General features: G+C 73.0%; 18 protein-coding genes and 1 riboswitch. Of the genes, 10 read left to right on the top strand and 8 right to left on the bottom strand.

The annotated features are described in order from the left end of the window. The first annotated feature begins 241 nt into the window (after positions 1–241). From rfbB to M0638_RS22755, 6 genes are all read left to right on the top strand, one after another. Positions 242–1,306, top strand: a complete 1,065-nt coding sequence (gene rfbB / locus M0638_RS22780) for a dTDP-glucose 4,6-dehydratase (RefSeq protein WP_248669255.1) — start codon at positions 242–244, stop codon at positions 1,304–1,306. Further along, a complete protein-coding gene (rfbD, locus tag M0638_RS22775) occupies positions 1,306–2,220 on the top strand; it encodes a dTDP-4-dehydrorhamnose reductase (RefSeq protein ID WP_248669254.1) in 915 nt (304 codons plus the stop codon). The genes rfbB and rfbD overlap by 1 nt, the downstream gene beginning before the upstream one ends. 4 nt (positions 2,221–2,224) lie before the next feature. Further along, entirely contained in the window at positions 2,225–3,091 is an 867-nt protein-coding gene (rfbA, locus tag M0638_RS22770) for a glucose-1-phosphate thymidylyltransferase RfbA (RefSeq protein ID WP_248669253.1), read from the top strand. A 101-nt stretch (positions 3,092–3,192) separates the two neighbouring features. Continuing rightward, entirely contained in the window at positions 3,193–3,879 is a 687-nt protein-coding gene (locus tag M0638_RS22765; RefSeq protein WP_248669252.1) for a glutathione S-transferase, read from the top strand. Further along, positions 3,876–4,787 (top strand): VOC family protein, encoded by a 912-nt coding sequence (locus M0638_RS22760; protein WP_248669251.1) that lies wholly within the window; start codon positions 3,876–3,878, stop codon positions 4,785–4,787. The genes M0638_RS22765 and M0638_RS22760 overlap by 4 nt, the downstream gene beginning before the upstream one ends. An 11-nt stretch (positions 4,788–4,798) precedes the next feature. Then, positions 4,799–5,548, top strand: coding sequence for an FkbM family methyltransferase (locus M0638_RS22755; RefSeq protein WP_248669250.1), 750 nt, complete (start codon positions 4,799–4,801; stop codon positions 5,546–5,548). Positions 5,549–5,764: 216 nt separating this feature from the next. Here the strand turns inward: M0638_RS22755 and phnE (M0638_RS22750) are convergent, their stop codons facing one another. The 7 genes from phnE (M0638_RS22750) to thiS form a co-directional block, all read right to left on the bottom strand. After that, positions 5,765–6,655, bottom strand: a complete 891-nt coding sequence (phnE, locus tag M0638_RS22750; protein WP_248669249.1) for a phosphonate ABC transporter, permease protein PhnE — start codon at positions 6,653–6,655, stop codon at positions 5,765–5,767. Beyond that, complete coding sequence (gene phnE, locus M0638_RS22745; RefSeq protein WP_248669248.1) at positions 6,652–7,530, bottom strand: phosphonate ABC transporter, permease protein PhnE; 879 nt, start codon at positions 7,528–7,530, stop codon at positions 6,652–6,654. The genes phnE (M0638_RS22750) and phnE (M0638_RS22745) overlap by 4 nt, the downstream gene beginning before the upstream one ends. A gap of 53 nt (positions 7,531–7,583) precedes the next feature. Then, a complete protein-coding gene (phnD, locus tag M0638_RS22740; protein ID WP_248669247.1) occupies positions 7,584–8,516 on the bottom strand; it encodes a phosphonate ABC transporter substrate-binding protein in 933 nt (310 codons plus the stop codon). Between the two features lie 211 nt (positions 8,517–8,727). After that, positions 8,728–9,540 carry a phosphonate ABC transporter ATP-binding protein gene (gene phnC, locus M0638_RS22735; protein ID WP_248669246.1) on the bottom strand — a complete coding sequence of 271 codons (813 nt, stop codon included), beginning with the start codon at positions 9,538–9,540 and terminating at the stop codon, positions 8,728–8,730. Positions 9,541–9,673: 133 nt separating this feature from the next. After that, positions 9,674–10,225: an NADH-quinone oxidoreductase subunit B family protein gene (locus M0638_RS22730; protein ID WP_408903660.1), complete on the bottom strand. Its 552-nt coding sequence runs from the start codon at positions 10,223–10,225 to the stop codon at positions 9,674–9,676. A 16-nt stretch (positions 10,226–10,241) separates the two neighbouring features. Beyond that, positions 10,242–11,051, bottom strand: a complete 810-nt coding sequence (locus M0638_RS22725) for a HisA/HisF-related TIM barrel protein (protein WP_248669245.1) — start codon at positions 11,049–11,051, stop codon at positions 10,242–10,244. 4 nt (positions 11,052–11,055) lie between these two features. After that, positions 11,056–11,268, bottom strand: a complete 213-nt coding sequence (gene thiS, locus M0638_RS22720) for a sulfur carrier protein ThiS (protein ID WP_248669244.1) — start codon at positions 11,266–11,268, stop codon at positions 11,056–11,058. A gap of 173 nt (positions 11,269–11,441) precedes the next feature. Then, positions 11,442–11,538, bottom strand: a riboswitch (TPP riboswitch). Between the two features lie 254 nt (positions 11,539–11,792). Here thiS and M0638_RS22715 point away from each other — a divergent pair. From M0638_RS22715 to M0638_RS22700, 4 genes are all read left to right on the top strand, one after another. Beyond that, complete coding sequence (locus tag M0638_RS22715) at positions 11,793–13,772, top strand: AsmA family protein (protein ID WP_248669243.1); 1,980 nt, start codon at positions 11,793–11,795, stop codon at positions 13,770–13,772. Between the two features lie 388 nt (positions 13,773–14,160). Continuing rightward, entirely contained in the window at positions 14,161–16,908 is a 2,748-nt protein-coding gene (gene secA, locus M0638_RS22710) for a preprotein translocase subunit SecA (RefSeq protein WP_248669257.1), read from the top strand. Between the two features lie 122 nt (positions 16,909–17,030). Beyond that, positions 17,031–17,504, top strand: coding sequence for a hypothetical protein (locus M0638_RS22705; RefSeq protein ID WP_248669242.1), 474 nt, complete (start codon positions 17,031–17,033; stop codon positions 17,502–17,504). 192 nt (positions 17,505–17,696) lie between these two features. Continuing rightward, complete coding sequence (locus M0638_RS22700; RefSeq protein WP_248669241.1) at positions 17,697–18,701, top strand: Bug family tripartite tricarboxylate transporter substrate binding protein; 1,005 nt, start codon at positions 17,697–17,699, stop codon at positions 18,699–18,701. A 198-nt stretch (positions 18,702–18,899) separates the two neighbouring features. On the opposite strand, the gene M0638_RS28940 is transcribed toward M0638_RS22700, so the two are convergent. Continuing rightward, a partial coding sequence (locus M0638_RS28940) for a beta strand repeat-containing protein (protein WP_282572236.1) occupies positions 18,900–21,728 on the bottom strand: 2,829 nt, incomplete at its 5' end.

Here is a 21,728-nt window from a genome sequence, read left to right as displayed (position 1 = left end):
AGGGCAACCCGATGACCATGAAGTTCCAGGGCACGGTGGAACCCTATTTCCGCGACGACCAGGGCTAGAGCATTTTCAAGCTGGGTGTACTCACCCAGCGACCCGGAAAATGCGAAAAACCAAAAGGTTGGAGCCGTTCCGGCCTGATACAGTCAGGCCGGAACGGCTCCAGCCGGCTGTCCCGCGTCGCGGGGCCGGGCGCGCGGGCGCCTGCGGCCTGCCCTAGAGGGAACGGAGCACCATGCGCATCCTGGTCACCGGCGGCGCCGGCTTCATCGGCTCCGCCCTGGTCCGGCAACTGGTGCTGCGCGAGGGCGCGGCCGTGCTGGTGGTGGACAAGCTGACCTATGCCGGCGACCGTCGCTCGCTGCGCGACTGCGAGGGCCGGCCGGGCTTCGCCTTCCTGGAGGCCGACATCGCCGATGGCGAGCGGATGGCGACGGCGATGCGGGAATTCCGCCCCGACGCCGTGATGCACCTCGCCGCCGAGAGCCATGTGGACCGCTCCATCGCCGGGGCCGCGCCCTTCATCCACACCAACGTGGTCGGCACCTTCGCCCTGCTGGAGGCGGCGCGCGGCCACTGGCTGGACCTCGATCCGGCGGCTCGGGCGGCGTTCCGCTTCCTGCACATCTCGACCGACGAGGTGTTCGGCTCGCTCGGCCCGGAGGGCGCCTTCACCGAGACGACACCCTACGACCCGCGCTCGCCCTACTCGGCCAGCAAGGCGGCCTCGGACCATCTCGTGCGCGCCTGGCACGAGACCTACGGGCTGCCGACGCTCGTCACCAACTGCTCGAACAATTATGGGCCGTTCCACTTCCCCGAGAAGCTGATCCCGCTGGTGATCCTGAACGCGCTGGAAGGGAAGCCGCTGCCGGTCTACGGCGACGGCGCCAACGTGCGCGACTGGCTGTTCGTCGAGGATCACGTCTCGGCGCTGATCGCGGTGCTGCGGCGCGGCCGGCCGGGCGGGACCTACAACGTCGGCGGCCGCTCGGAACGGCGCAACCTCGCCGTGGTGGAGACGGTGTGCGACCTGCTCGACCGGCTGGCGCCGGACGGTCAAGGCTCGCGCCGCCGCCTGATCACCTTCGTGACCGACCGGCCGGGCCACGACCGGCGCTACGCCATCGACCCCTCGCTGATCGAGGGCGAACTCGGCTGGCGCGCCGCCGAGACCTTCGAAAGCGGCATCGAGAAGACGGTGCGCTGGTACCTCGACAACGAGTGGTGGTGGCGGCCGCTGCGCGAGCAGAAATATGCGGGCGAGCGGCTGGGTCTTCTCGCCGGGAAGGCGGGCTGATGCGCGTCCTGATCGCCGGGCGCGAGGGGCAGGTCGCCCGCGCGCTGGTCGCCAAGCTCGGCGCCGCCGGGCATGCGACGGTGGCGCTGGAGCCGCCCGCGCTCGACATCACCAGCGCCGACAGCATCGCGGCGGCGATGCGCGAGGCCACGCCCGACCTCGTGGTGAACGCCGCCGCCTACACGGCGGTCGATCGCGCCGAGGACGACGAGGCGACGGCGCTCGCCGTGAACGCGACCGGCGCCGGGCTGCTGGCCGGGGCCGCCGCCGCCGCCGGGCTGCCCTTCGTCCACTACTCGACCGACTACGTGTTCGACGGCACCAAGGGCGCGCCCTACACCGAGGAGGACGCGCCGTCGCCGACCGGCGCCTATGGCCGCACCAAGCTGGCCGGCGAACGGGCGGTGCTGGCGGCCAACCCCCGTTCCGTGATCCTGCGCACCGCCTGGGTCTGCTCGCCGGATGGCGGCAATTTCGTCAAGACCATGCTGCGCCTCGGGCGCGAGCGACCGCAGGTGAGCGTGGTGGCGGACCAGCACGGCGCGCCGACCTTCGCCGACGACCTCGCCGCCGCCGTCGTCGCCATGGCGCCGCGCCTCGTCGCCGCACCGGCGGGCGATGCGGCCTTCGGCGTGTTCCACCTCACCGGCGCGCCGCACACCACCTGGCACGGCTTCGCCGAGGCGATCTTCGCCGGCGCCGCCGCACGCGGGCAGAAGGCGCCGGAACTGCGCGCCATCGCGACGCACGAATATCCGACGCGCGCCGTGCGCCCGGCGGATTCCCGGCTGGACTGCGGGAAGATCGAGCGCATCCACGGCATCCGCGCGGCGGACTGGCGCGCGGGGCTGGAGGCGTGCCTGGATGCGCTGGCCGGCCCGCGCACGGGCCGTGCCGATGAGGGGAGAGGCTGACTCCATGAAGGGCATCGTCCTCGCCGGCGGCAGCGGCACGCGGCTCTATCCGGCGACGCTGGCCGTCTCCAAGCAGCTCATGCCGGTCTACGACAAGCCGATGGTGTACTACCCGCTCTCGGTGCTGATGCTGGCCGGCATCCGCGACATCATGGTGATCTCGACGCCGCACGACCTGCCGCTGTTCCGGCGCCTGCTGGGCGACGGCTCGCAATGGGGCGTGCGGCTCACCTTCGTGGAGCAGGACGCGCCGCGCGGCATCGCGCACGCGCTGGTGCTGGCCGAGGAATTCCTGGCCGGCGAGCCCTCCGCGCTGATCCTCGGCGACAACATCTTCTACGGCCACGACCTGGAGCACCAGATGCAGGTGGCGCAGGGGCGCGGCGCCGGCGCCTCGGTCTTCGCCTATCACGTGGCCGATCCCGAGCGTTACGGCGTGGTGGAATTCGACGGCGAGGACCGCGCCCTCTCGATCGAGGAGAAGCCGGCGAAGCCGCGCTCCGACTGGGCGGTGACGGGGCTCTACTTCTACGACGGCCGCGCCGCGCAGATCGCGCGCGCATTGCAGCCCTCGCCGCGCGGCGAGTTGGAGATCACCGACCTCAACAAGGTGTATCTCGACGAGGGCACGCTGCATGTCTGCCGCCTCGGCCGCGGCTATGCCTGGCTCGACACCGGCACGCATGACAGCCTGCTGGAGGCGGGCGAGTTCGTGCGCGCCATCGAGAAGCGCACGGGCCAGAAGATCGCGGCGCCCGAGGAGATCGCCTGGCGCAAGGGCTTCCTCGACGAGGCCGGGCTGCGCCGGCTGGCGGCGACGCTGCGCAACAGCGGCTACGGGCGCTACCTGGAAAGCCTGCTCGACCGGTAGGCGCGGCGGGGGGGCGCGGGGCGCCCTCCGTTCTCCCCGGATTCCCCCCTGGGGCCCGGCCGTGGCAGGATGCGCCCTCTCGCGTCGAGAGGAACCGCCCGATGCCCGAAGGCCGCCTTTTCCTCGGCAACCGCCGCTACTCCTCCTGGAGCCTGCGCGGCTGGCTCTGCGTCCGCCTCGCCGGGCTGGACGTCGAGGAGGTGGTGCTGCCGCTGGGGCCGAACGGCACGCCGGCGATCCGTGCCGCCTCGCCCAACCGGCTCGTGCCCTATCTGGAGCATCGCGGCGTCCGGGTCTGGGAGAGCCTCGCCATCGCCGAATACTGCGCCGAGCAGGCGCCGGGCCTGTGGCCGGCCGATGCCGCCGCGCGCGCCTGGGCGCGCTCGGTCGCCGCCGAGATGCATGCCGGCTTCCGGGCGCTGCGCATCGCCATGCCGATGAATCTCGGCCGCGAATTCCCGGGGGGCGGGCAGAACCCGGACTCGCTCGCCGACCTCGCGCGCATCGAGGCGATCTGGGCCGAGGCGCGCGCGGCCGGCGGCGGCCCGTTCCTGTTCGGCGGCGAATTCGGCCTGGCCGACGCCATGTTCGCCCCGGTGGTGGCGCGGCTGCTGACCTGGAAGCCGCCGGTCTCGGACGCGACGCAGGACTACGTGTCCGTCGTGCGCGCGCATCCGCTGGTGGCGCAGTGGTACGCCGACGCCCTGGCCGAGCCGGAATCCTGGCTGCTCGACAAGTACGAGAACCCGCCCGGCTGGCCGCCCGAGGCGGCGGGCAGGGCGCCGTGAGCGACGGCATGGCGGGCGGCGGGCATGCCGTCGCCCTCGACCATGTCGGCATCGCCGGGCCGTCGCTGGCGCCGCTCGCCGCCGCCTACGAGCGCCTGGGCTTCACCCTCTCGCCCGTGGCGCGCCAGAGCGGCCGCCGCCGCCCCGACCTGCCGGTGGAGCCCTTCGGCAGCGGCAACCGCTGCGCCTTCCTGCGCCACGGCTACATCGAGCTGATCGCGATCCTCGACCCCGCGCTGCACGACAACGGTCTCGGCGGCTTCCTGGCGCGCTTCCACGGCGCCCACATCCTCGCCCTGGCGATCGACGACCCCGAGGCCAACCTCGCGCGCCTCCGGCGGGCCGGCATCGACATCCCCGGCATCGCCTGGCTGGAACGGCCGGTGGAGGCACCGGACGGCCCGCGCGCCCGCTTCGCCCGCCTGCCCCTGCCCGACGCGCCGGAAGGGCGGCTGCAACTCATCCGCCACCTGACGCCGGAACTGGTCTGGCAGCCACGCTGGATGGACCACGCCAACGGCGCCGTGGCGCTGGAGGCCGCGATCCTCGTCGCCGACCCGCCGGCCGAGACGGCGGCACGCCTCTCCCGCCTCGCCGGCCTGCCGCTGGAGCCGGACCCGGCCGGCGGCTACGCGCTGGTGCTGCCGGGTGCGGCCGGCGCGGCCGGGCCGGAATCGCCCGCCATGCCGACCCGGCTGCGCATCCTGCCCCCGGCCGCCCTCGCCGCCGAGCTGCCCGGCATGGCGCCGCCGCCCATGCCCGCCATCGCTGCGCTGGTGCTGCGCACCGGCGACGGCAACGCCGCCGCGCGCCGCGTGCTGGCCGGCACCGCGCGGGAGATGCCGGGCGGCGCCCTGCTGGTGCCGCCGGAAGCGGCCGGCGGCGCGGCGCTGCTGTTCGTCCCTTGACCCTGGCCCCCTTGACCCTTGCCCCGGAAGCGCGCGCCATCGGCCGTTCCCTGCGCACCTACTACGCGCCCGGCCGCGCGGCGGCGCTGGACCGCTTCCACCGCCGCTTCCTCGGCCCCGGCGAGCTCGGCTTCGACATCGGCGCGCATGTGGGCGACCGCGCGGCGAGCTTTTGCCGCCTCGGCGCCCGTGTCGTCGCGGTGGAGCCGCAGCCGCGCCTCGCCCGCCTGCTGCGGCTGCTGCTCCGCGACGTGTCCGTGGTGCCGGCGCTGGTCGGCGCCGCGCCCGGCCGGGCCGTGCTGCACCTCAACGCCGGCAACCCGACCGTGGCGACGGCCAGCGACGCCTTCATCGCGGCGGCCCGGGACGCGTCGGGCTGGGAAGGCCAGCACTGGGACGGCGCGCTGGAACGGCCGGTCGTCACGCTGGACGCGCTGGCCGCGGCGCACGGCCTGCCGGATTTCTGCAAGATCGACGTGGAGGGGCACGAGGCGGCGGCGCTGGACGGCCTCTCCCGCGCGCCGCGCGGCATCAGCGTGGAGTTCACCACCATCCAGCGCGACGTGGCGCAGGCGGCGCTGCGCCGGCTCTCGGCGCTGGGCTACCGCGCCTTCAACGCCTGCCTCGGCGAGAGCATGCGCTTCGAACACACGACGCCCGTCGATGCCGGCGCCATGGCGGCGTGGCTGGCGGCGCTGCCGCATGCGGCGAATTCGGGCGATCTGTATGCGAGCCTGGAGCCGGAACGGCTGATGGGGTGAAGCGGCCGGCGCTTTTTCGGGGAAGGCTTCGCCTTCCCCGGACCCCATCCACCAGGAGGGCGAGGCCCTCCTGGACCTCTATTCGTTCGGGTCCGGGGTGTTGAAACGGTCGGGCCGCTCTTTCCGAACGGGGTTTCCAAAGGGGCTTCGCCCTTTGGTGGGAGGGGGCGCGGGGGAGGGCAAAGCCCTCCCTCGCCGACGCGGCGCGCCCGCCCCTCAGCCCCCCGACGCGATCGCCGCCCGCAGCTTCGAGGACAGGAAGTCGATCAGCGCCACCGTCATCAGGATCAGCAGGATGATGAAGGACACGCTCTGCCATTCCAGCGTGCGGATCATCTCCGACAGGTAGAGCCCGATGCCGCCCGCGCCGACGATGCCGATGATGGTGGAGGAGCGCGTGTTGGACTCGAACAGGTAGAGCGCCTGCCCGGCCAGCACCGGCAGCACCTCCGGCAGCACGCCGAAGCGGATGCGCTGGAGCCTGCTGCCGCCCGCCGCGGTGATGCCCTCGGCGGCGCGGCGGTCCGTCGCCTCGATCGCCTCGGAGAACATCTTGCCGAAGGTGCCGACATCGCTGGTCATGATCGCCAGCACGCCTGCGAAGGGGCCGAGGCCGACCACGCTGATCCAGATCAGCGCCCAGATCAGCGCGTCGATGCCGCGCACCCCGTCGAGGAAGCGGCGCGCGAGGAACTGCACCAGCCGGTTCACCGTGGTGTTGCGCGCCCCGAGCAGCGCCAGCGGCAGGGCGAGGATCGCCGCCATCAGCGTACCGAGGAAGGCGATCGCGACGGTCTCCGCGAGGCCGTGCAGGATCAGCCCGGCGCGTGTCCAGGAGCCGGGATCGGGCGGCAGCATCAGCACCAGGAAGCGGCCCAGCGCGCCGATGCCGCCGAGCAGCCGCGCCGGCGAGAATTCCAGCCGCCACAGCGCGAAGACCAGCAGGCCGAGCGCCGCCGCGGTGGCGATCAGCCCGGCCAGCCGACCGGGCGGCATGGCACGGAACTGCGCCGGGTGGCGCGTCGTCAGGCCGGGCAGGTCGGCGAGCGCCATGGCGCCGAGACGCTGTCGTGGCGGGGCGGGATGCGGCATCGGGGCGTCGCTCATGGCTCGCCGCCGATCAGCCGGTGGCGCATCCGTTCGGTGACGAGGTCGATCGCCATCACGGTGAGGATCAGCAGGCAGAGGATGGCGGAGACGTCGGCGTAGTAGAATTTCCGGATCGCCTCGATCAGGTCCTGGCCGATGCCGCCCGCGCCGACGAAGCCCATCACCGAGGCTTGGCGCACGTTGATCTCGAAGCGCAGCAGCGCGTAGCTGGCGAAGTTCGGCAGCACCTGCGGCACCACGGCGAAGCGCACCAGCGCCGGCCAGGCGGCGCCGGTGGCGGCGAGGCCCTCGATCGGCTTCGGATCGACGTTCTCCACCACCTCGGAAAGCTGCTTGCCCAGCGCGCCCGCCGTGTGGATGGCGATGGCCAGCACGCCCGGCATCGGGCCGAGGCCGAAGGCGATCACGAAGATCAGCGCGAAGACGATGTCCGGCACGGTGCGGCAGAATTCGAGGCCGCGCTTCACCGCGCCGCGCAGCAGCGGGTTCGGGACGAGGTTGGCGGCGGTGGCGAAGCTGCACAGGAAGCCGGCGGCGGCGCCGAGCAGCGTGCCGGCATAGGCGATCAGCAGCGTGTCGCCGAGCAGCCCCAGCCAGCGACGCAGGCCCCAGAACCACTCGCCCGGGTCGGTCCAGACGCGGGCGCCGGAATCGAGCGTCAGGATGCGGTCGAAATAGGAGAGGAAGGCCGGGAAGTGCCGGACGAGGCGCGCGGGATCGGCGCCGGTCACCCAGCCGGAGAGCAGGGTGAGCGCCACCATGGCGGCGACGGCGCGCAGCGTGCCGCGGCGGCGCTCGCGCAGCGCCGCGTCGTACCCGGCGGCGAGCACGTCGTAGCGCGCGCGGTGGAGCGGGGGCAGGAGTGCGGCCATGTCGGCAGGCTCCGCGGCGGCCGCCCCTCCGGGGAGGAGGGGCGGCGCGGCCGTCACTGGCTGCGGCGGCGCAGGTTGTCGACGAAGCGGTTCAGCTCGATGATCGGCTGGTAGGCGGCGTTGTCCACCGGCTGCCAGGGGCCTTGCTTGCCCTCGTAGATCCGGTTGAAGCCCTGCGGGTCCTCCTGCGGCATGGAGAGCGTCGCGGTGCGGATCGCGTCGCGCAGCGCCTGCGGCAGGCTGTCGAGATAGGCCATCGGCGAGTTCACGATCTCGTCCGACTTGAAGATGATGCGGAAATCCTCCGCCTTCACCATGCCCTTGCGCGCCATGCGCTGGAGGTTGGACTCCTCCGGCGTGTTCCACCAGTTGGCGGCCATGTCCACCGTGCCCTGCTGGAGCGCGATCACCGCGTTCTCGTGGCTGCCGGTGTAGATCACGCGCGCGAAGAAGGTGTCGGGGTTGATCCCCATCTTGTTCAGCGCGAAGCGCGGCACGTTGTTGCCGGAGGTGGAGTTGGGATCGACGAGGCCGAGATTCTTCCCGCGCAGGTCCTCGACCTTCTGGAAGGGTGAATCCGCCTTCACGTAGAAGACCGAGTGGTAGCCCTTGGTGCCGTCGGGATTGGTCTCGATGGCGAAGGCGGTGATCTGCACGCCCGTCATCAACGCGCGCGCGAAGGAGGAGGGGCCGTAGGAGGCGATGTGGATGTTGCCCGAGCGCTGCCCCTCGATCACCGCCGCGTAGTCGTTGGCGATGCGCAGCGTGACCTTGGTGCCGAGCTTGCGCGACAGGAAGTCCGTGAAGGGCGACCAGCGCTCGACCACGCCGGAGGCGTTCTCGGCCGGGATGATCGCGAAGACCAGCTCCGGGAACTGGGCGCGCCAGGCCGGGGCGGGGGATTGGGCATGCGCGGCGCGGAGGGGGGCGGCGAGCGGCGCCGCGGCCAGGCCGGCCGCGCCGAGCATCGTGCGACGAGTGAGCATGGTACTCTTCCCTGTCTGGACATCCCCGGCCCGAGCGCACGGGCGCCGCGGCGCGGGGAGGCGTGAAAGAAGGCGGATGCCGGCGTGGGCCGCCGGTCTCGGTTCGGATCTCGGTTCGGCTGGCCCGGGTCCCGGTACGGGGCCGGCTCAGTACTGGCCCGGCTCGGTACTGGCCCGGCTCGGTACTGGCCCGGCGCAGTACTGGCCCGGCTCAGTACTGGAAGGCGGCCGTCCGCATGCTGGCGTTGCGGGCGGCGTCCATCGCCTCGGGCGGCACCGCCGGCGCCTCGGCCTCCAGCCCGTAGAGGGCGCGCACCGCCGCCTCGTCGAGCATCTCGGGGCGGCCGTCGAACACCACGCGCCCGGCGGCGAGGCCGACCAGCCGGTGGCAGTAGTGCCGGGCGACGTCGAGCGAGTGCAGGTTGCACAGGATGGTGATGCCGTAATCCACGTTGATCCGCGCCAGCGCGTCCATCACGAGGCGCGTGTTGCGCGGGTCGAGCGAGGCGATCGGCTCGTCGGCCAGGATGATCTCGGGCTCCTGCACCAGGGCGCGGGCGATCGCCACGCGCTGCTGCTGGCCGCCGGAGAGCCGGTCCGCCCGCTGCGCCGCGAGGTTGGCGATGTCGAGCCGCTCCAGCGCCGCCAGCGCCACGGCGCGCTCCTCGACCGACCACAGCTTGAGCAGCGAGCGGTGCGCCGGCACCCGGCTCAGCCGGCCCGCCAGCACGTTGGTCAGCACGTCGAGCCGGCCGGTGAGGTTGAACTGCTGGAAGATCATGGCGCAGCGCGCCCGCCATTCCCGCAGGGGGCGGCCGCGCAGCGCCGTCACGTCCTCGTCGTTCCAGCGGATCGTGCCGCCGCTCGGCTCGGCCAGGCGGTTGATCATACGCAGCAGGGTGGACTTGCCGGCGCCGGAGCGGCCGATCACGCCCACGAAGCTGCCGGGCTTGATGTTGAGCGATACGCGGTCCACCGCCGCCCGCTCGCCGAAGCGGCGGGTCAGATCGTCCAGGACAAGCATGCGGGTGCCTCGGTCACGGGCGGCTCTTAGGCCGGCGGCACGACAGGGCCGTGAAGGGGCGATGACAAATCGGAGACAGTGCCGGGCCGCATCGCTCACGCTTACGTCATGGCGGCGGCAGGTGTGGTCCGCGTCAGCGGCGCCGGGCCAGGCGCGGCGGCAGGGGCGGCTCCTGCGCCTCCAGCAGCGCCAGCAACCCTTCCAGCAACTGGGTGGGGGAAGGGGGGCAGCCCGGGATCACCAGATCGACCGGCAGGGCGGCGCCGACACCGCCTTCCACCGCGTAGGAATCGCGGAACAGCCCGCCATCCAGCGCGCAGTCGCCCGCCGCCACCACCCAGCGCGGCTCCGGCATGGCGGCGTAGGTGCGCTCCAGCGCCTCGCGCATGTTGCGGCAGAGCGGGCCGGTGACGAGCAGCACGTCGGCGTGGCGCGGCGAGGCGACCAGGCGCAGCCCGAACCGCTCCAGGTCGTACACGACGTTGGCGAGCGCGTTGATCTCCAGCTCGCAGCCGTTGCAGGAGCCGCTGTCCACCTCGCGGATCGCCAGCGAGCGGCCCAGGCGCTGCCGCGACGCCGCCTCCAGCCGCTGCGCCAGCGCCTCGACCACCGGCTCCGCCACCGGCGGCGCCGGGTCGGTCAGCGGGCCGCGCAGCAGGGTGCGCAGCAGCCGGGGCAGCGGCACGGCGCCGGCGGCGCGGCTAGCGGATCAGCCCGGTGAGCGGGCTGGACGGGTCCGCCGCCTCCTGCCGCTTCATCCGGCCGGCGAGGTAGGCGAGGCGCCCCGCCTCCACCGCCGCCTTCATGGCGCGGGCCATCAGCACCGGGTGCTGGGCATGGGCGATGGCGCTGTTCATCAGCACCGCGTCGCAGCCCAGCTCCATCGCCTCCGCCGCGTCCGAGGCGGTGCCGACGCCGGCATCCACCAGCACCGGCACCTTCGACTGCTCGACGATGGCGCGGATCATCACCTTGTTCTGCAGGCCGAGGCCGGAGCCGATCGGGGCGCCGAGCGGCATGATGGCGCAGCAGCCCATCTCCTCCAGGCGCTTGGCCGCCACCGGGTCGTCGGCGCAGTACACCATCACCTCGAAGCCGTCCTTGAGCAGCGCCTCGGCCGCCTCGAAGGTGGCGCGCATGTCGGGGTAGAGGAAGGGCGGCGGCCCCAGCACCTCCAGCTTGACGAGGTTCCACCCGCCCGCCTCGCGCGCCAGGCGCAGCGTGCGCACCGCGTCCTGCGCGGTGAAGCAGCCGGCGGTGTTGGGCAGGTAGAAGTACTTCTTCGGGTCCACGTGGTCCTGGAGCATCGGCGCCTTCGGGTCGGCGAGGTTCACCCGCCGCACCGCGACGGTGACGACCTCGGCGCCCGACGCCGCGATGGCGCGGCCCGTCTCCTCCAGGTCCTTGTAGCGGCCGGTGCCGACGATGAGGCGCGAGCGGAAGTTCCGGCCGGCGACGGTCCAGCCCTCGTCCACGCTGTCGGCGCTGATGGCTGCCTGAATTCCGTCCATGGGGTCAGCCCCCTCCGATGAAGTGCACGATCTCGAGCCGGTCGCCGCTGGCGAGCGCCGTCTCGGCGTAGGTGGAGCGCGGCACGATCTCGAGGTTGCGCTCGACCGCGACCTTGCGCGCGTCGAGGCCGATCGCCGCCAGCAGGTCGGCCACCGTGGCGGGGCCGGCGAGCTCCCGCGGCTCGCCGTTGAGTTCGATCGCGATGCTGGTCGTCATGCCGTGCCTGCCATGTTCGCAGCGATGTGGCGCGGCCGGGCGGCAGGGGCAAGGCGGCGGCCGGGAGTCGGCCGCCGGGACGGCCCGCCGGAGGACGCCGGGGGCGGTGCCAGGGGAGACGCCAGGGGGAGGCGCGGTGGAGGCCGCTGGGGCGCCGGCAATGGTGGCGACGATGGCAAGATGACGTGACTCCCTTCGCTGGCGCGACCCAGATCAGGTTCGACGGGTATGATCTCAGCCCGCGACGCGCGGGCACCCCGGTCCGGTCGGAGAATCGGCCCGGCGGGGCCGGTGGTCAAGATGCGACCCGGCCGTTGCTGCCCCAGGGGCCGACCGTTGGGGCGCCCGGAGGCGCCGCGACCCGGCGAGCCATCTCCCAGGGGGGCCATCTTCCAGGGGGGGCAGCCGCCAGGGTGGGGACGTGCGACCGCCGCCGGCATCGCGCGTTGCTGGCCCTGGCCGACCCCCGGCGGCACCGCCGGGACGGTTTCAGGCCGGGATGGCTTCGGGGAGGAACACCCGCCTTGCTCCGCTGGATCGCCCGGATCGGGCTGCTGCTCCTCCTCGGCCTGGGCGCCCTGGCCGTCGCCGCCTGGCTGCTGCTCGGCCGGGTCGAGCTGGCCACGCCCGCCATCCGGCTCGCCGGCTGGTGGCTGGGCCGCCCGGTCGCCCTCGACTCGCTGCGGGTGACGCCGGGGCGCTGGATCGCGGTCGAGCTGCGCGGGCTGCGCCTCGGCAACATGGAAGGCGGCAGCAGGCCGGACATGCTGGAGGTGCGCACCGCCTCGGCCGAGGTGGCGGCGTGGTCGCTGCTGCGCGGCCCGGTGGCGATCCGGGCGGCGTCCGTCGAGGGGATGCGGCTGCTGCTGGAGCGCGACGCGGCGGGGCACGGCAATTGGCGCTTCGGCGGCGCCGGGGCCGACGCCGCCCCGGCGCCCGCGCCCGCCGCCGCTCCCGCGCCTGCGGCCGCGCCCGACTCCGACCCTGCCGCCGCTCCGGCCCCAGCCCCGGCCACACCGCCGCCCGGGCCGCGCGACTTCCCCGTGCCGCAGTCGCTGCGCCTCGCCGATGGCGAGGTGGACTACCGCACCGGCAGCGGCGCCCTGCTGCGGATCCGGCTCGACACCGCCACGGTCGATGCCGGCGGCGCGGCCGGGACGGCGGGCGAGGGCGGGGAAGGGGGGCAGGGCGCGCCCGTCAGGCTCGCGGCGCGCGGCGCCTACAACGACGTGCCGGCGACTCTGGACTGGGAGCTGGCCTCGCTGGCGGCGATGCGCGACGCCGCCACGCCGGTGCCGACGGTGCTGCAACTCGCCTCGAACGGCGCCACGCTGCGCTTCGAGGGCCGGATGGCCGATCCGCTGAACGTCGACGGCGCCGATGGCCGTCTGGCGCTGGACGCGCCCCGGCTGACGGCGCTGCTGGCCTTCGCCGGGGTGAAGGAGGGACCGGCGGTGCCGCTGCGCCTCGCCGGCACCCTGATACGTCGGGGCGACCACTGGCGGCTGACCAAGGCCCCGGCGGAGGGTCGGGGCGCGCTCGGCGGCGCCGGCATCGAGTCGGTCGTGCTGGAGCTCGACGAAGGCGGCCGCGGCGAACCGGACCACGTCGCGGGCACCGTCGCCTTCGCCGATCTCGACCTCGATCCGCTGCTGGCCGGCGGCGGCGGGGACTCCGACCTGTCCTTCGCCGCCCTCCGCGCGCCCGGGGCGCTGCTCGACCTACGGCTGTCGGCGCGGCGCCTTTCCCATGCCGGGGTGCGCGTCGCCGACGTCGCGCTCCACACCCGCCTGACGGCGGGGCGCCTTGCGGTGGAGGAACTGACCCTCGCCTGGCTCGGCGGCCATGTCCGGCTGACGGCGCAGGCGGAGCCGACGGGCCCAGGGGAGGGTAGGGGGGAGGGCGGGCGGATCGCCGCCGAGGCCGCCATGACCGGCGTCGAGGTCCGGGCGCTGGGGCAGGCGCTCGGCCTCGGCACCCTGCCCCTGCAGGGGCCGGTCGAGGCCCAGGCCGTGGCGTCCGCCGCCGGCGGCTCGCCGGGCGCCGCCCTGGCGGCGGCGCGCCTCGTGGCGGTGCTGGGCATGACGGGCGGCAGCATCAGGCGGGAGGTGGTGGAGATGGCCTCGCTCGACCTGCGGGCCCTGTTCCGCACGTCGCGCGGCAACAGCCCGATGCGCTGCCTGCTGGGCGTGATCGGGCTGGAGGGCGCGTCCGGCACGGTCCCGTCGCTGCGCCTGCGCGCCGAGCACGGCACCCTCGCCGGCTACGGCCGCTTCGACCTCGCCCGGCGGCAGCTCGACGTCACCATCGGCAGCGAGCGGTCGACCACCGGCGCCCTCGCGCTGGACGTGCCGCTGCGGATCAGCGGCGCCTTCGACGCGCCCGACATCCGGCCGGTCGCGCCGTCCGCGGGCCGTGCCATGCTCGCCACGGCCGACGGGACCGGGCAGTTGCCGCCCGCGCTGCGCGCCCTCGCGCAACGCAACCCGTGCCGGGCGCGATAGGGCGGGGCACCTGCCCGCGAGGCGGGCGCAGGCGGAGTCGCCGGGCCCCGCTGCCGGCCGCGCCGTGCGCCGGATCCCCCGGCGGCCGAGGCGGCGTTGACGCGCTTCGGCCGCCCGCCTATCTCTCGCCCGCCGCACCCTGCCGCCGGCCGGACCGATCCGGGGCCGCGTCGCCCGGACAGCGCCGCCGGACCGCGCCCCGCTGGCCGTGCCCCCGGGGCCCATGCCCGTCCGCCGCACCCGACGGGCCAGCCCGGCGCACCCCGATCCCGATGCGCGCTCCCGATACGTCTCGGGGCCGGGCTGCCGGATTCCAGCCGGGGTGGATGCGGCGCCGTCGCGCCTGCCGGCGATGCGCCCGGCCAGCCACCCGGAGACCCTGGGCCTTATGTTCCTCGACCGCCTCGCCCGCAGCCTCTTCGGCACCAGCAACGACCGCGCCCTGAAGCGCTTCCAGGCGCGGGTGCCCGCCATCAACGCGCTGGAACCCGGGATCGCCGCCCTGTCGGACGAGGAGCTCCAGGCCCGCACCGCCGCCTTCCGCGAGCGCCTCGCCGGCGGCGAGACGCTGGACGCCATCCTGCCCGAGGCCTTCGCCACGGTGCGGGAGGCCTCCAGGCGCGTGCTCGGCCTGCGCCACTTCGACGTGCAGATGATCGGCGGCATGGTGCTGCACGAGGGGCGCATCGCCGAGATGAAGACCGGCGAGGGCAAGACCCTGGTCGCGACCCTGCCCGTCTACCTCAACGCGCTGCAGGGCCGGGGCGTGCACGTCGTCACCGTCAACGACTACCTGGCGCGCCGCGACGCGACCGAGATGGGGCGGCTCTACCGCTGGCTGGGCCTCACGGTCGGCTGCATCGTCCACGGCCTGACCGACGACGAGCGGCGCGAGGCCTATGCCGCCGACGTCACCTACGGCACCAACAACGAATTCGGCTTCGACTACCTGCGCGACAACATGAAGTACCGGCTGGAGGAGATGGTCCAGCGCCCCTTCAGCTACGCCATCGTCGACGAGGTGGACAGCATCCTGATCGACGAGGCGCGCACGCCGCTCATCATCTCCGGTCCCGCCGAGGACAGCTCCGACCTCTACCGCAGCGTGGACGAGGTGGTGAAGCGCCTGGTCGGGGACCCGTCCTCCTACGAGAAGGACGAGAAGATGAAGACCGTCTCGATGACCGAGGCCGGCGCCGAGACGGTGGAGGCGATGCTGGCCGAGGCCGGGCTGCTGGAGGAGGAGAGCGGCCTCTACGACTTCCAGAACGTCACGCTGGTCCACCACGTGCAGCAGTCGCTGCGTGCCCACACCCTGTTCGCGCGCGACGTGGACTACATCGTGCGGCAGGACAAGGTGGTGATCATCGACGAGTTCACCGGCCGCATGATGGAGGGCCGGCGCTACTCGGACGGTCTGCACCAGGCGCTGGAGGCCAAGGAGCACGTCACCGTCCAGCCCGAGAACCAGACGCTGGCCTCGATCACCTTCCAGAACTACTTCCGCCTCTACCCCAAGCTCGCCGGCATGACCGGCACGGCGCTGACCGAGGCCGACGAGTTCGCCGAGATCTACAAGCTCGAGGTGATGGAGATCCCGACCAACGTCGCCGTCGCCCGCAAGGACGAGGACGACGAGGTCTACCGTTCGGCGCGCGAGAAGTACGAGGCGGTCAGCCAGCTCATCGCCGAGGCGCGCGAGCGCGGCCAGCCCGTGCTGGTCGGCACCACCTCGATCGAGAAGAGCGAGCTGATCTCCTCCCTGCTCAAGCAGAAGCAGGTGCCGCACGCGGTGCTGAACGCCCGCTACCACGAGCAGGAGGCGGAGATCATCGCCCAGGCCGGCGCGCCGGGGGCCGTGACCATCGCCACCAACATGGCCGGCCGCGGCACCGACATCAAGCTGGGCGGCAACCCGGAGATGCTGGCCGCCGCCGCGGTGGGCGACAACGAGGGGCCCGAGTACGAGGCGAGGCTCGCCGAGGCGCGCGCGCAGGTGCAGGCGGCGCAGCAGACGGTGAAGCAGGCGGGCGGCCTGTTCGTGATCGGTACCGAGCGGCACGAATCCCGGCGCATCGACAACCAGCTCCGCGGCCGCTCCGGCCGCCAGGGCGATCCCGGCGCCAGCCGCTTCTTCCTCTCGCTCGAAGACGACCTGATGCGCATCTTCGGCTCCGACCGGATGGGCGGGATGCTCCAGCGCCTCGGGCTCAAGGAGGGCGAGGCGATCGTCCATCCCTGGATCAACAAGGCGCTGGAGAAGGCGCAGAAGAAGGTCGAGGCGCGCAACTTCGACACGCGCAAGAACCTGCTCAAGTACGACGACGTGATGAACGACCAGCGCAAGGAGGTCTACGCCCAGCGGCGCGCCTTCATGCAGGCCGGCGACGTCGCCGAGACCATCGCCGAGATGCGCGAGGAGGTGGTGGACGAGATGGTCGCCCGCGCCATCCCCGAGCACGCCTATGCCGAGCAGTGGGACCTCAAGGGGCTTGCCGAGCAGGCGCGCAACGTGCTCGGCCTCGACCTGCCGGTCGAGGAGTGGGGCCGCGAGGAGGGGATCGACGAGACCCAGATCCGCGAGCGCCTGCGCGACGCCGCCGAGCGCGCCGCCGCCGCCAAGGCGGCCACGATCGGGCCGGAGATGATGCGCGTCGTCGAGAAGTCGATGCTGCTGCAGGTCTTCGACCAGGTGTGGAAGGAGCACCTGCTCTCGCTCGACCATCTGCGCCAGGGCATCGGCCTGCGCGCCTACGGCCAGCGCGACCCGCTCAACGAGTACAAGAGCGAGGCCTTCGGCCTGTTCAACGCCATGCTGCAGGAGCTGCGCGAGCGCGTCACCTCGCTGCTGATGCGCATCGAGCTGCTCCCCGGCGCGCCGCCGCCGAGCCCCGAGCCGATCCAGGTGCTCGACATGCGCCACCCCTCGCCGCAGTTCGAGGCGGAGGGCATGCCGCTGGCCGGCGGCCTGGAGCCGGCTCTCCAGGCCGACTACGCCGCGCCGCCCCTCCCGGCGCGTCCGGTCGCCGAGGGCGTCGATCCCGACGACCCGGCCACCTGGGGCCGCACGCCGCGCAACGCGCCATGCCCCTGCGGCTCCGGCCGCAAGTACAAGCACTGCCACGGGCGCGGCTGAGCCGCCGCATCGAACCGGGCGTGGCGCGGCCCTCCACGGGGCCGGGCCCGGCCCTGTCCGCCCGCACCGGCCGCCTGGCGGGGCGGGTGCGGGAACCTCGATTCCGGGAGCCGAACAAGCACATGCAACGCCGTCACGCGAACCCCGCCTTCCAGCCTGCCGCCACGGGAAGCGTCGCCTCGTGGCGTCTCGCCGGGCTGGCCCTCGCCGCCCTGCTGGCCGGCTGCGCCGCCGACCCGACGCCGGCCGCGCCCCGCGCCACCGGCGCCGCGGCAGCCCGGGCGCCGGAAAGCCGGCCGGAACTGTCGCGCTTCGACGGCATCTACTCCGGATACCGCCAGACCAGCGGCAGCGGCCCGCGCTGTGTCGCCGGCGCGCAGGCGCGCGTCCAGCTTCGCGTGTTCGACGGCCGTGCCACGCTGCGCGTGCAGGATTTCAGCACCGGCCAGCCGCTCACCGCCGACGTCGGCACGGATGGCGTGCTGCGCAACGGCACCAGCAACCTGACCGGCCAGGTCAGCGGGCCCCGTTTCGAGGGACGCTCCACCTCGTCGCAGGATGGCTGCAGCCACACCTACGCGCTGACGCGTAGCTGATCGGGAAGGCGTCCCGCGGCGCACGGGGGGCGTCCCCCGCCGCCGGGGAAGCCCCTTCCACCCGCCCGCCATCGGGGGTGAGGCGCCGGGACCGCCTTCGCGCGGTGCCGGCCCTGCCCGTGCGGCGTCGCCTTGCTTCCGTCGTGTCGCCACGCTTTCCTGCGCGGATACGAACTGGTCGCCGGAGGATCGATGTCCACGCCGCGCCGTCGCGCGCTGGCCCTGCTCGCAGGGCTTGCCGCGGCCTTCCCCCTCGCCGGGCCCGTCCACGCCCAGTCCTTCCCGGATCACCCGATCACGCTGGTCACCGGCTTCGCGCCCGGAGGGTCGACCGACATCGCCGCGCGCTTCGTCGCGGACCGCATGCAGGCGCACCTGCCCAACGGGCGCATCGTGGTGGAGAACCGCCCGGGGGCGAGCGGGGTGGTCGCCGCCGACTGGTTGCGGCGGCAGCCGGCGGATGGCTACACCATCATGCTGATCGAGGCCTCCTCGCATTCCGTGGCGCCCAACGCCATCCGCGGCGGCACGCGCTACAACCCGATCGACGACTTCACGCCGATCGCCATCGTCGGCACCGGGCCGCTGCTGCTGATCGCCAGCAACGACTTTCCGGCACGCGACGCGGTCGCGGCGGTGCGCCTGCTGCGCGAAAGCCCGCCCGACCGCTTCACCTATGCCAGCTCCGGCGTCGGCTCGATCCCGCAGCTCGCGGCCGAGCTGCTGCGGGTTCGGCTCGGCACGCACGGCGAGTTCCCGCATGCCGCCTACCGCAGCGGCGGGCAGATGGTGGAGAGCATCGCGCGCAACGAGACGGGTTGGGGCATCGCCGTGCTGGCCTCGGCGGCGCAGCAGGTGCGCGACGGGCGCGTGCGGGGCCTGGCGGTGACGGGTCCGCGCAGAACCCCGGCCTTCCCCGACATTCCCACCCTGGCCGAAGGCGCGCTCCCCGGCTTCGAGATCGAGACCTACAACGCCATCATCGGCCCGCGCGGCATCCCGGGGCCGGTGCAGGCCGCGCTGAACCGGGCCATCAACGCCGCGATCGCCGAGCCCGGCCTGCGCGAGAGGCTGCAGACGGCGGGCGTGGACGCGGTCGGGCCGAACACGCCCGAGGAGACCCGCACTTTCCTGGTCGAGCAGCTTTCGAGGTTCCAGGAGATCGTCCGCAGCACCGGGGTGACGCTGGAGCCCTGAGGGGCGCGGTGGCGCCGGCCCGGTCTTGACCGGAGCCGCGCCCGCCTGACGGCATCGGGCGGACGCGGCTCCAGCCGTTGTTCCCACGCCTTTTCCTGGTCGCCGGCGAGCATGCCCGGCTGCGTGGATCCGCCCTGAAGGCGATACGCTCGAACAAGGCGCAGTCCCCGCCGGGCTGCGCCTCGCCCGTGGGCGTGGTCAGTAGACGTAGTCGCCCGACACGGTGACGCTGAACATGCCGAGCAGGAAGAGTGTCTCCCCGGACCCCATGGTGAGCTGGGTGCCGGCCGGCAGCGTCGTGACGGCAAGCGAGGCGATCTGGTCGTGGAAGGCGGAGAGGTCCACCCGGTCCGCTTCGCCATAGGCCCGGAAGTCGGCGACGGAGGCGTGACCGCCGGCGTTGAGCACGAAGGTGTCGGTGCCCCTGCCGCCGGTCAGCCAGTTGTTGCCGGTGCCGGATTCGAGGATGTTGTTGCCGCTGTTGCCGTAGACGGAGCCGCCGGTGGCATTGCCCCTGCTCCAGAGGTTGGCGCTGCCGGACATGGACAGGGTTTCGACTTCGTCCGGCGCGGCGAAGCTGACCGAGGTGGAGACCATGTCGCTGCCGCCACCGGCGAGCTCGACCACGACGTCCTGGACGTTGTCCACGACGTAGTAGTCGTTGCCGGCGCCGCCCGTCATGATGTCGGCGCCGGCGCCGCCGTTGAGCGTGTCGTTGCCGGAGCCGCCCCAGAGCTGGTTGCTGGCGCTGTTGCCGTTCAGGCCGACATTGGTGGTGAGGCCACGGGCGTCGCCGTCGATGGCGGCCGAGCCGGTGAGGTAGAGGGTCTCGATGTTGGCAGGGACGACGTAGCTGGCGGAGGACTGGATGTTGTCGTTGCCGCCGACGGTGAGCTCGACCACGACGTCCTGGCTGGAGATGACGATGTAGGTGTCGTCGCCCGCGCCGCCGGTCATCGTGTCGTCGCCTGCGCCGCCATTGATGTAGTCGTTGCCGGAGCCGCCCCAGAGCTGGTTGTTGGCGCTGTTGCCGAACAGGCCGACATTGGTGGTGAGGCCACGGGCGTCGCCGTCGATGGCGGCCGAGCCGGTGAGGTAGAGGGTCTCGATGTTGGCAGGGACGACGTAGCTGGCGGAGGACTGGATGTTGTCGTTGCCGCCGCCGGTGAGCTCGACCACGACGTCCTGGCTGGAGTTGACGATGTAGGTGTCGTCGCCCGCGCCGCCGGTCATGGTGTCGTCGCCGGCGCCGCCATTGATGTAGTCGTTGCCGGAGCCGCCCCAGATCTGGTTGTTGGCGCCGTTGCCGTAGACGGTGATGGCGGTGGTGAGGCTGCGGGCGTCGCCGTCGATGGCGGCCGAGCCGGTGAGGTAGAGGGTCTCGATGCTCGCCGGCACGACGTAGCTGACCGAGGTCTTGAGGGTATCGTTACCGCCGCCGGCGAGCTCGACCACGATGTCCTGGCTGCTGTCGACGATGTAGGTGTCGTCGCCGGTGCCGCCGGTCATGGTGTCGTCGCCGGCACCGCCGTCGAGCGTGTCGTTGCCGGCGCCGCCCCAGAGCTGGTTGGCCGCGCCGTTGCCGTAGATGGTGATGGCGGTGGCGAGGCCGCGTGCGTCGCCGTCGATGGCGTTGGTGCCGGTGAGGTAGAGGGTCTCGATATTGGCGGGCACGACGTAGCTGGCGGAGGCCCGGAGGGTATCGCTGCCGCCGCCGGCGAGCTCGACCACGACGTCCTGGCTGCTGTCGACGAAGTAGGTGTCGTTGCCGGCGCCGCCCCAGATCTGGTTGGGGGCGCCGTTGCCGTAGACGGTGATGGCGGTGGTGAGGCTGCGGGCGTCGCCGTCGATGGCGTTGGTGCCGGTGAGGTAGAGGGTCTCGATATTGGCGGGCACGACGTAGCTGGCGGAGGCCCGGATGGTATCGCTGCCGCCGCCGGCGAGCTCGACCACGACGTCCTGGCTGCTGTCGACGAAGTAGGTGTCGTTGCCGGCGCCGCCGGTCATGGTGTCGTCGCCGGTGCCGCCGGTCAGGGTGTCGTTGCCGTCGCCGCCGTTCAGCGTGTCGTTGCCGTCGCCGCCGTCGATGTAGTCGTTGCCGGAGCCGCCCCAGAGCTGGTTGGCGGCGCCGTTGCCGTAGATGGTGATGGCGGTGGTGAGGCCACGGGCATCGCCGTCGATGGCGTTGGCACCGGCCAGGTAAAGGGTCTCGACGTTGGCGGGCACGACGTAGCTGGCGGAAGCCTGGATGGTGTCGCTGCCGCCGCCGGCGAGCTCGACCACGATGTCCTGGCTGCTGTCGACGAGGTAGATGTCGTTGCCGGCGCCGCCGGTCATGGTGTCGTTGCCGGCGCCGCCGTCGATGTAGTCGTTGCCGGAGCCGCCCCAGAGCTGGTTGCTGGCGCCGTTGCCGTTCAGGGTGATGGCTGTTGTCAGCGCACGGGCGTCGCCGTTGATGGCCGCCGAGCCGGTGAGGTAGAGGGTCTCGACATTGGCCGGCACGACGTAGCTGGCGGAGGATTGGATGATGTCGCTGCCGCCGCCGGCGAGCTCGATCACGACGTCCTGGCTGCTGTCGACGACGTAGGTGTCGTCACCGGCACCGCCGGTCATGGTGTCGTTGCCGGTGCCGCCGGTCAGGGTGTCGTTGCCGTCACCGCCGTTCAGCGTGTCGTTGCCGGCGCCACCGTCGAGCGCGTCGTTGCCGGAGCCGCCCCAGAGCTGGTTGCTGGCGCTGTTGCCGTTCAGGCCGACATTGGTGGTGAGGCCGCGGGCGTCGCCGTTGATGGCGGCCGAGCCGGTGAGGTAGAGGGGCTCGACATTGGCCGGCACGACGTAGCTGGCGGAGGACTGGATGTTGTCGTTGCCGCCGCCGGCGAGCTCGACCACGACGTCCTGGACGTCGGCGACGACGTTGTTGTCGTTGCCGGAGCCGCCCCAGAGCTGGTTGCTGGCGCTGTTGCCGTTCAGGCCGACATTGGTGGTGAGGCCGCGGGCGTCGCCGTTGATGGCGGCCGTGCCGGTGAG

Source organism: Roseomonas acroporae (assembly GCF_023223525.1).
In the GTDB taxonomy this organism is placed as follows: Bacteria; Pseudomonadota; Alphaproteobacteria; order Acetobacterales; family Acetobacteraceae; genus Roseomonas_E; species Roseomonas_E acroporae.
This window is presented reverse-complemented; position numbering and strand designations above follow the sequence as displayed.

What these genes read in the sequence shown, in the direction of transcription:
- rfbB (WP_248669255.1), top strand. Translation starts at nt 242, where the DNA reads ATGCGCATCCTGGTCACCGGCGGCGCCGGCTTCATCGGCTCCGCCCTG.
- rfbD (WP_248669254.1), top strand. Translation starts at nt 1,306, where the DNA reads ATGCGCGTCCTGATCGCCGGGCGCGAGGGGCAGGTCGCCCGCGCGCTG.
- rfbA (WP_248669253.1), top strand. Translation starts at nt 2,225, where the DNA reads ATGAAGGGCATCGTCCTCGCCGGCGGCAGCGGCACGCGGCTCTATCCG.
- M0638_RS22765 (WP_248669252.1), top strand. Translation starts at nt 3,193, where the DNA reads ATGCCCGAAGGCCGCCTTTTCCTCGGCAACCGCCGCTACTCCTCCTGG.
- phnE (WP_248669249.1), bottom strand. Translation starts at nt 6,655, where the DNA reads ATGAGCGACGCCCCGATGCCGCATCCCGCCCCGCCACGACAGCGTCTC.
- phnE (WP_248669248.1), bottom strand. Translation starts at nt 7,530, where the DNA reads ATGGCCGCACTCCTGCCCCCGCTCCACCGCGCGCGCTACGACGTGCTC.
- phnD (WP_248669247.1), bottom strand. Translation starts at nt 8,516, where the DNA reads ATGCTCACTCGTCGCACGATGCTCGGCGCGGCCGGCCTGGCCGCGGCG.
- phnC (WP_248669246.1), bottom strand. Translation starts at nt 9,540, where the DNA reads ATGCTTGTCCTGGACGATCTGACCCGCCGCTTCGGCGAGCGGGCGGCG.
- M0638_RS22725 (WP_248669245.1), bottom strand. Translation starts at nt 11,051, where the DNA reads ATGGACGGAATTCAGGCAGCCATCAGCGCCGACAGCGTGGACGAGGGC.
- thiS (WP_248669244.1), bottom strand. Translation starts at nt 11,268, where the DNA reads ATGACGACCAGCATCGCGATCGAACTCAACGGCGAGCCGCGGGAGCTC.
- secA (WP_248669257.1), top strand. Translation starts at nt 14,161, where the DNA reads ATGTTCCTCGACCGCCTCGCCCGCAGCCTCTTCGGCACCAGCAACGAC.
- M0638_RS22705 (WP_248669242.1), top strand. Translation starts at nt 17,031, where the DNA reads ATGCAACGCCGTCACGCGAACCCCGCCTTCCAGCCTGCCGCCACGGGA.
- M0638_RS22700 (WP_248669241.1), top strand. Translation starts at nt 17,697, where the DNA reads ATGTCCACGCCGCGCCGTCGCGCGCTGGCCCTGCTCGCAGGGCTTGCC.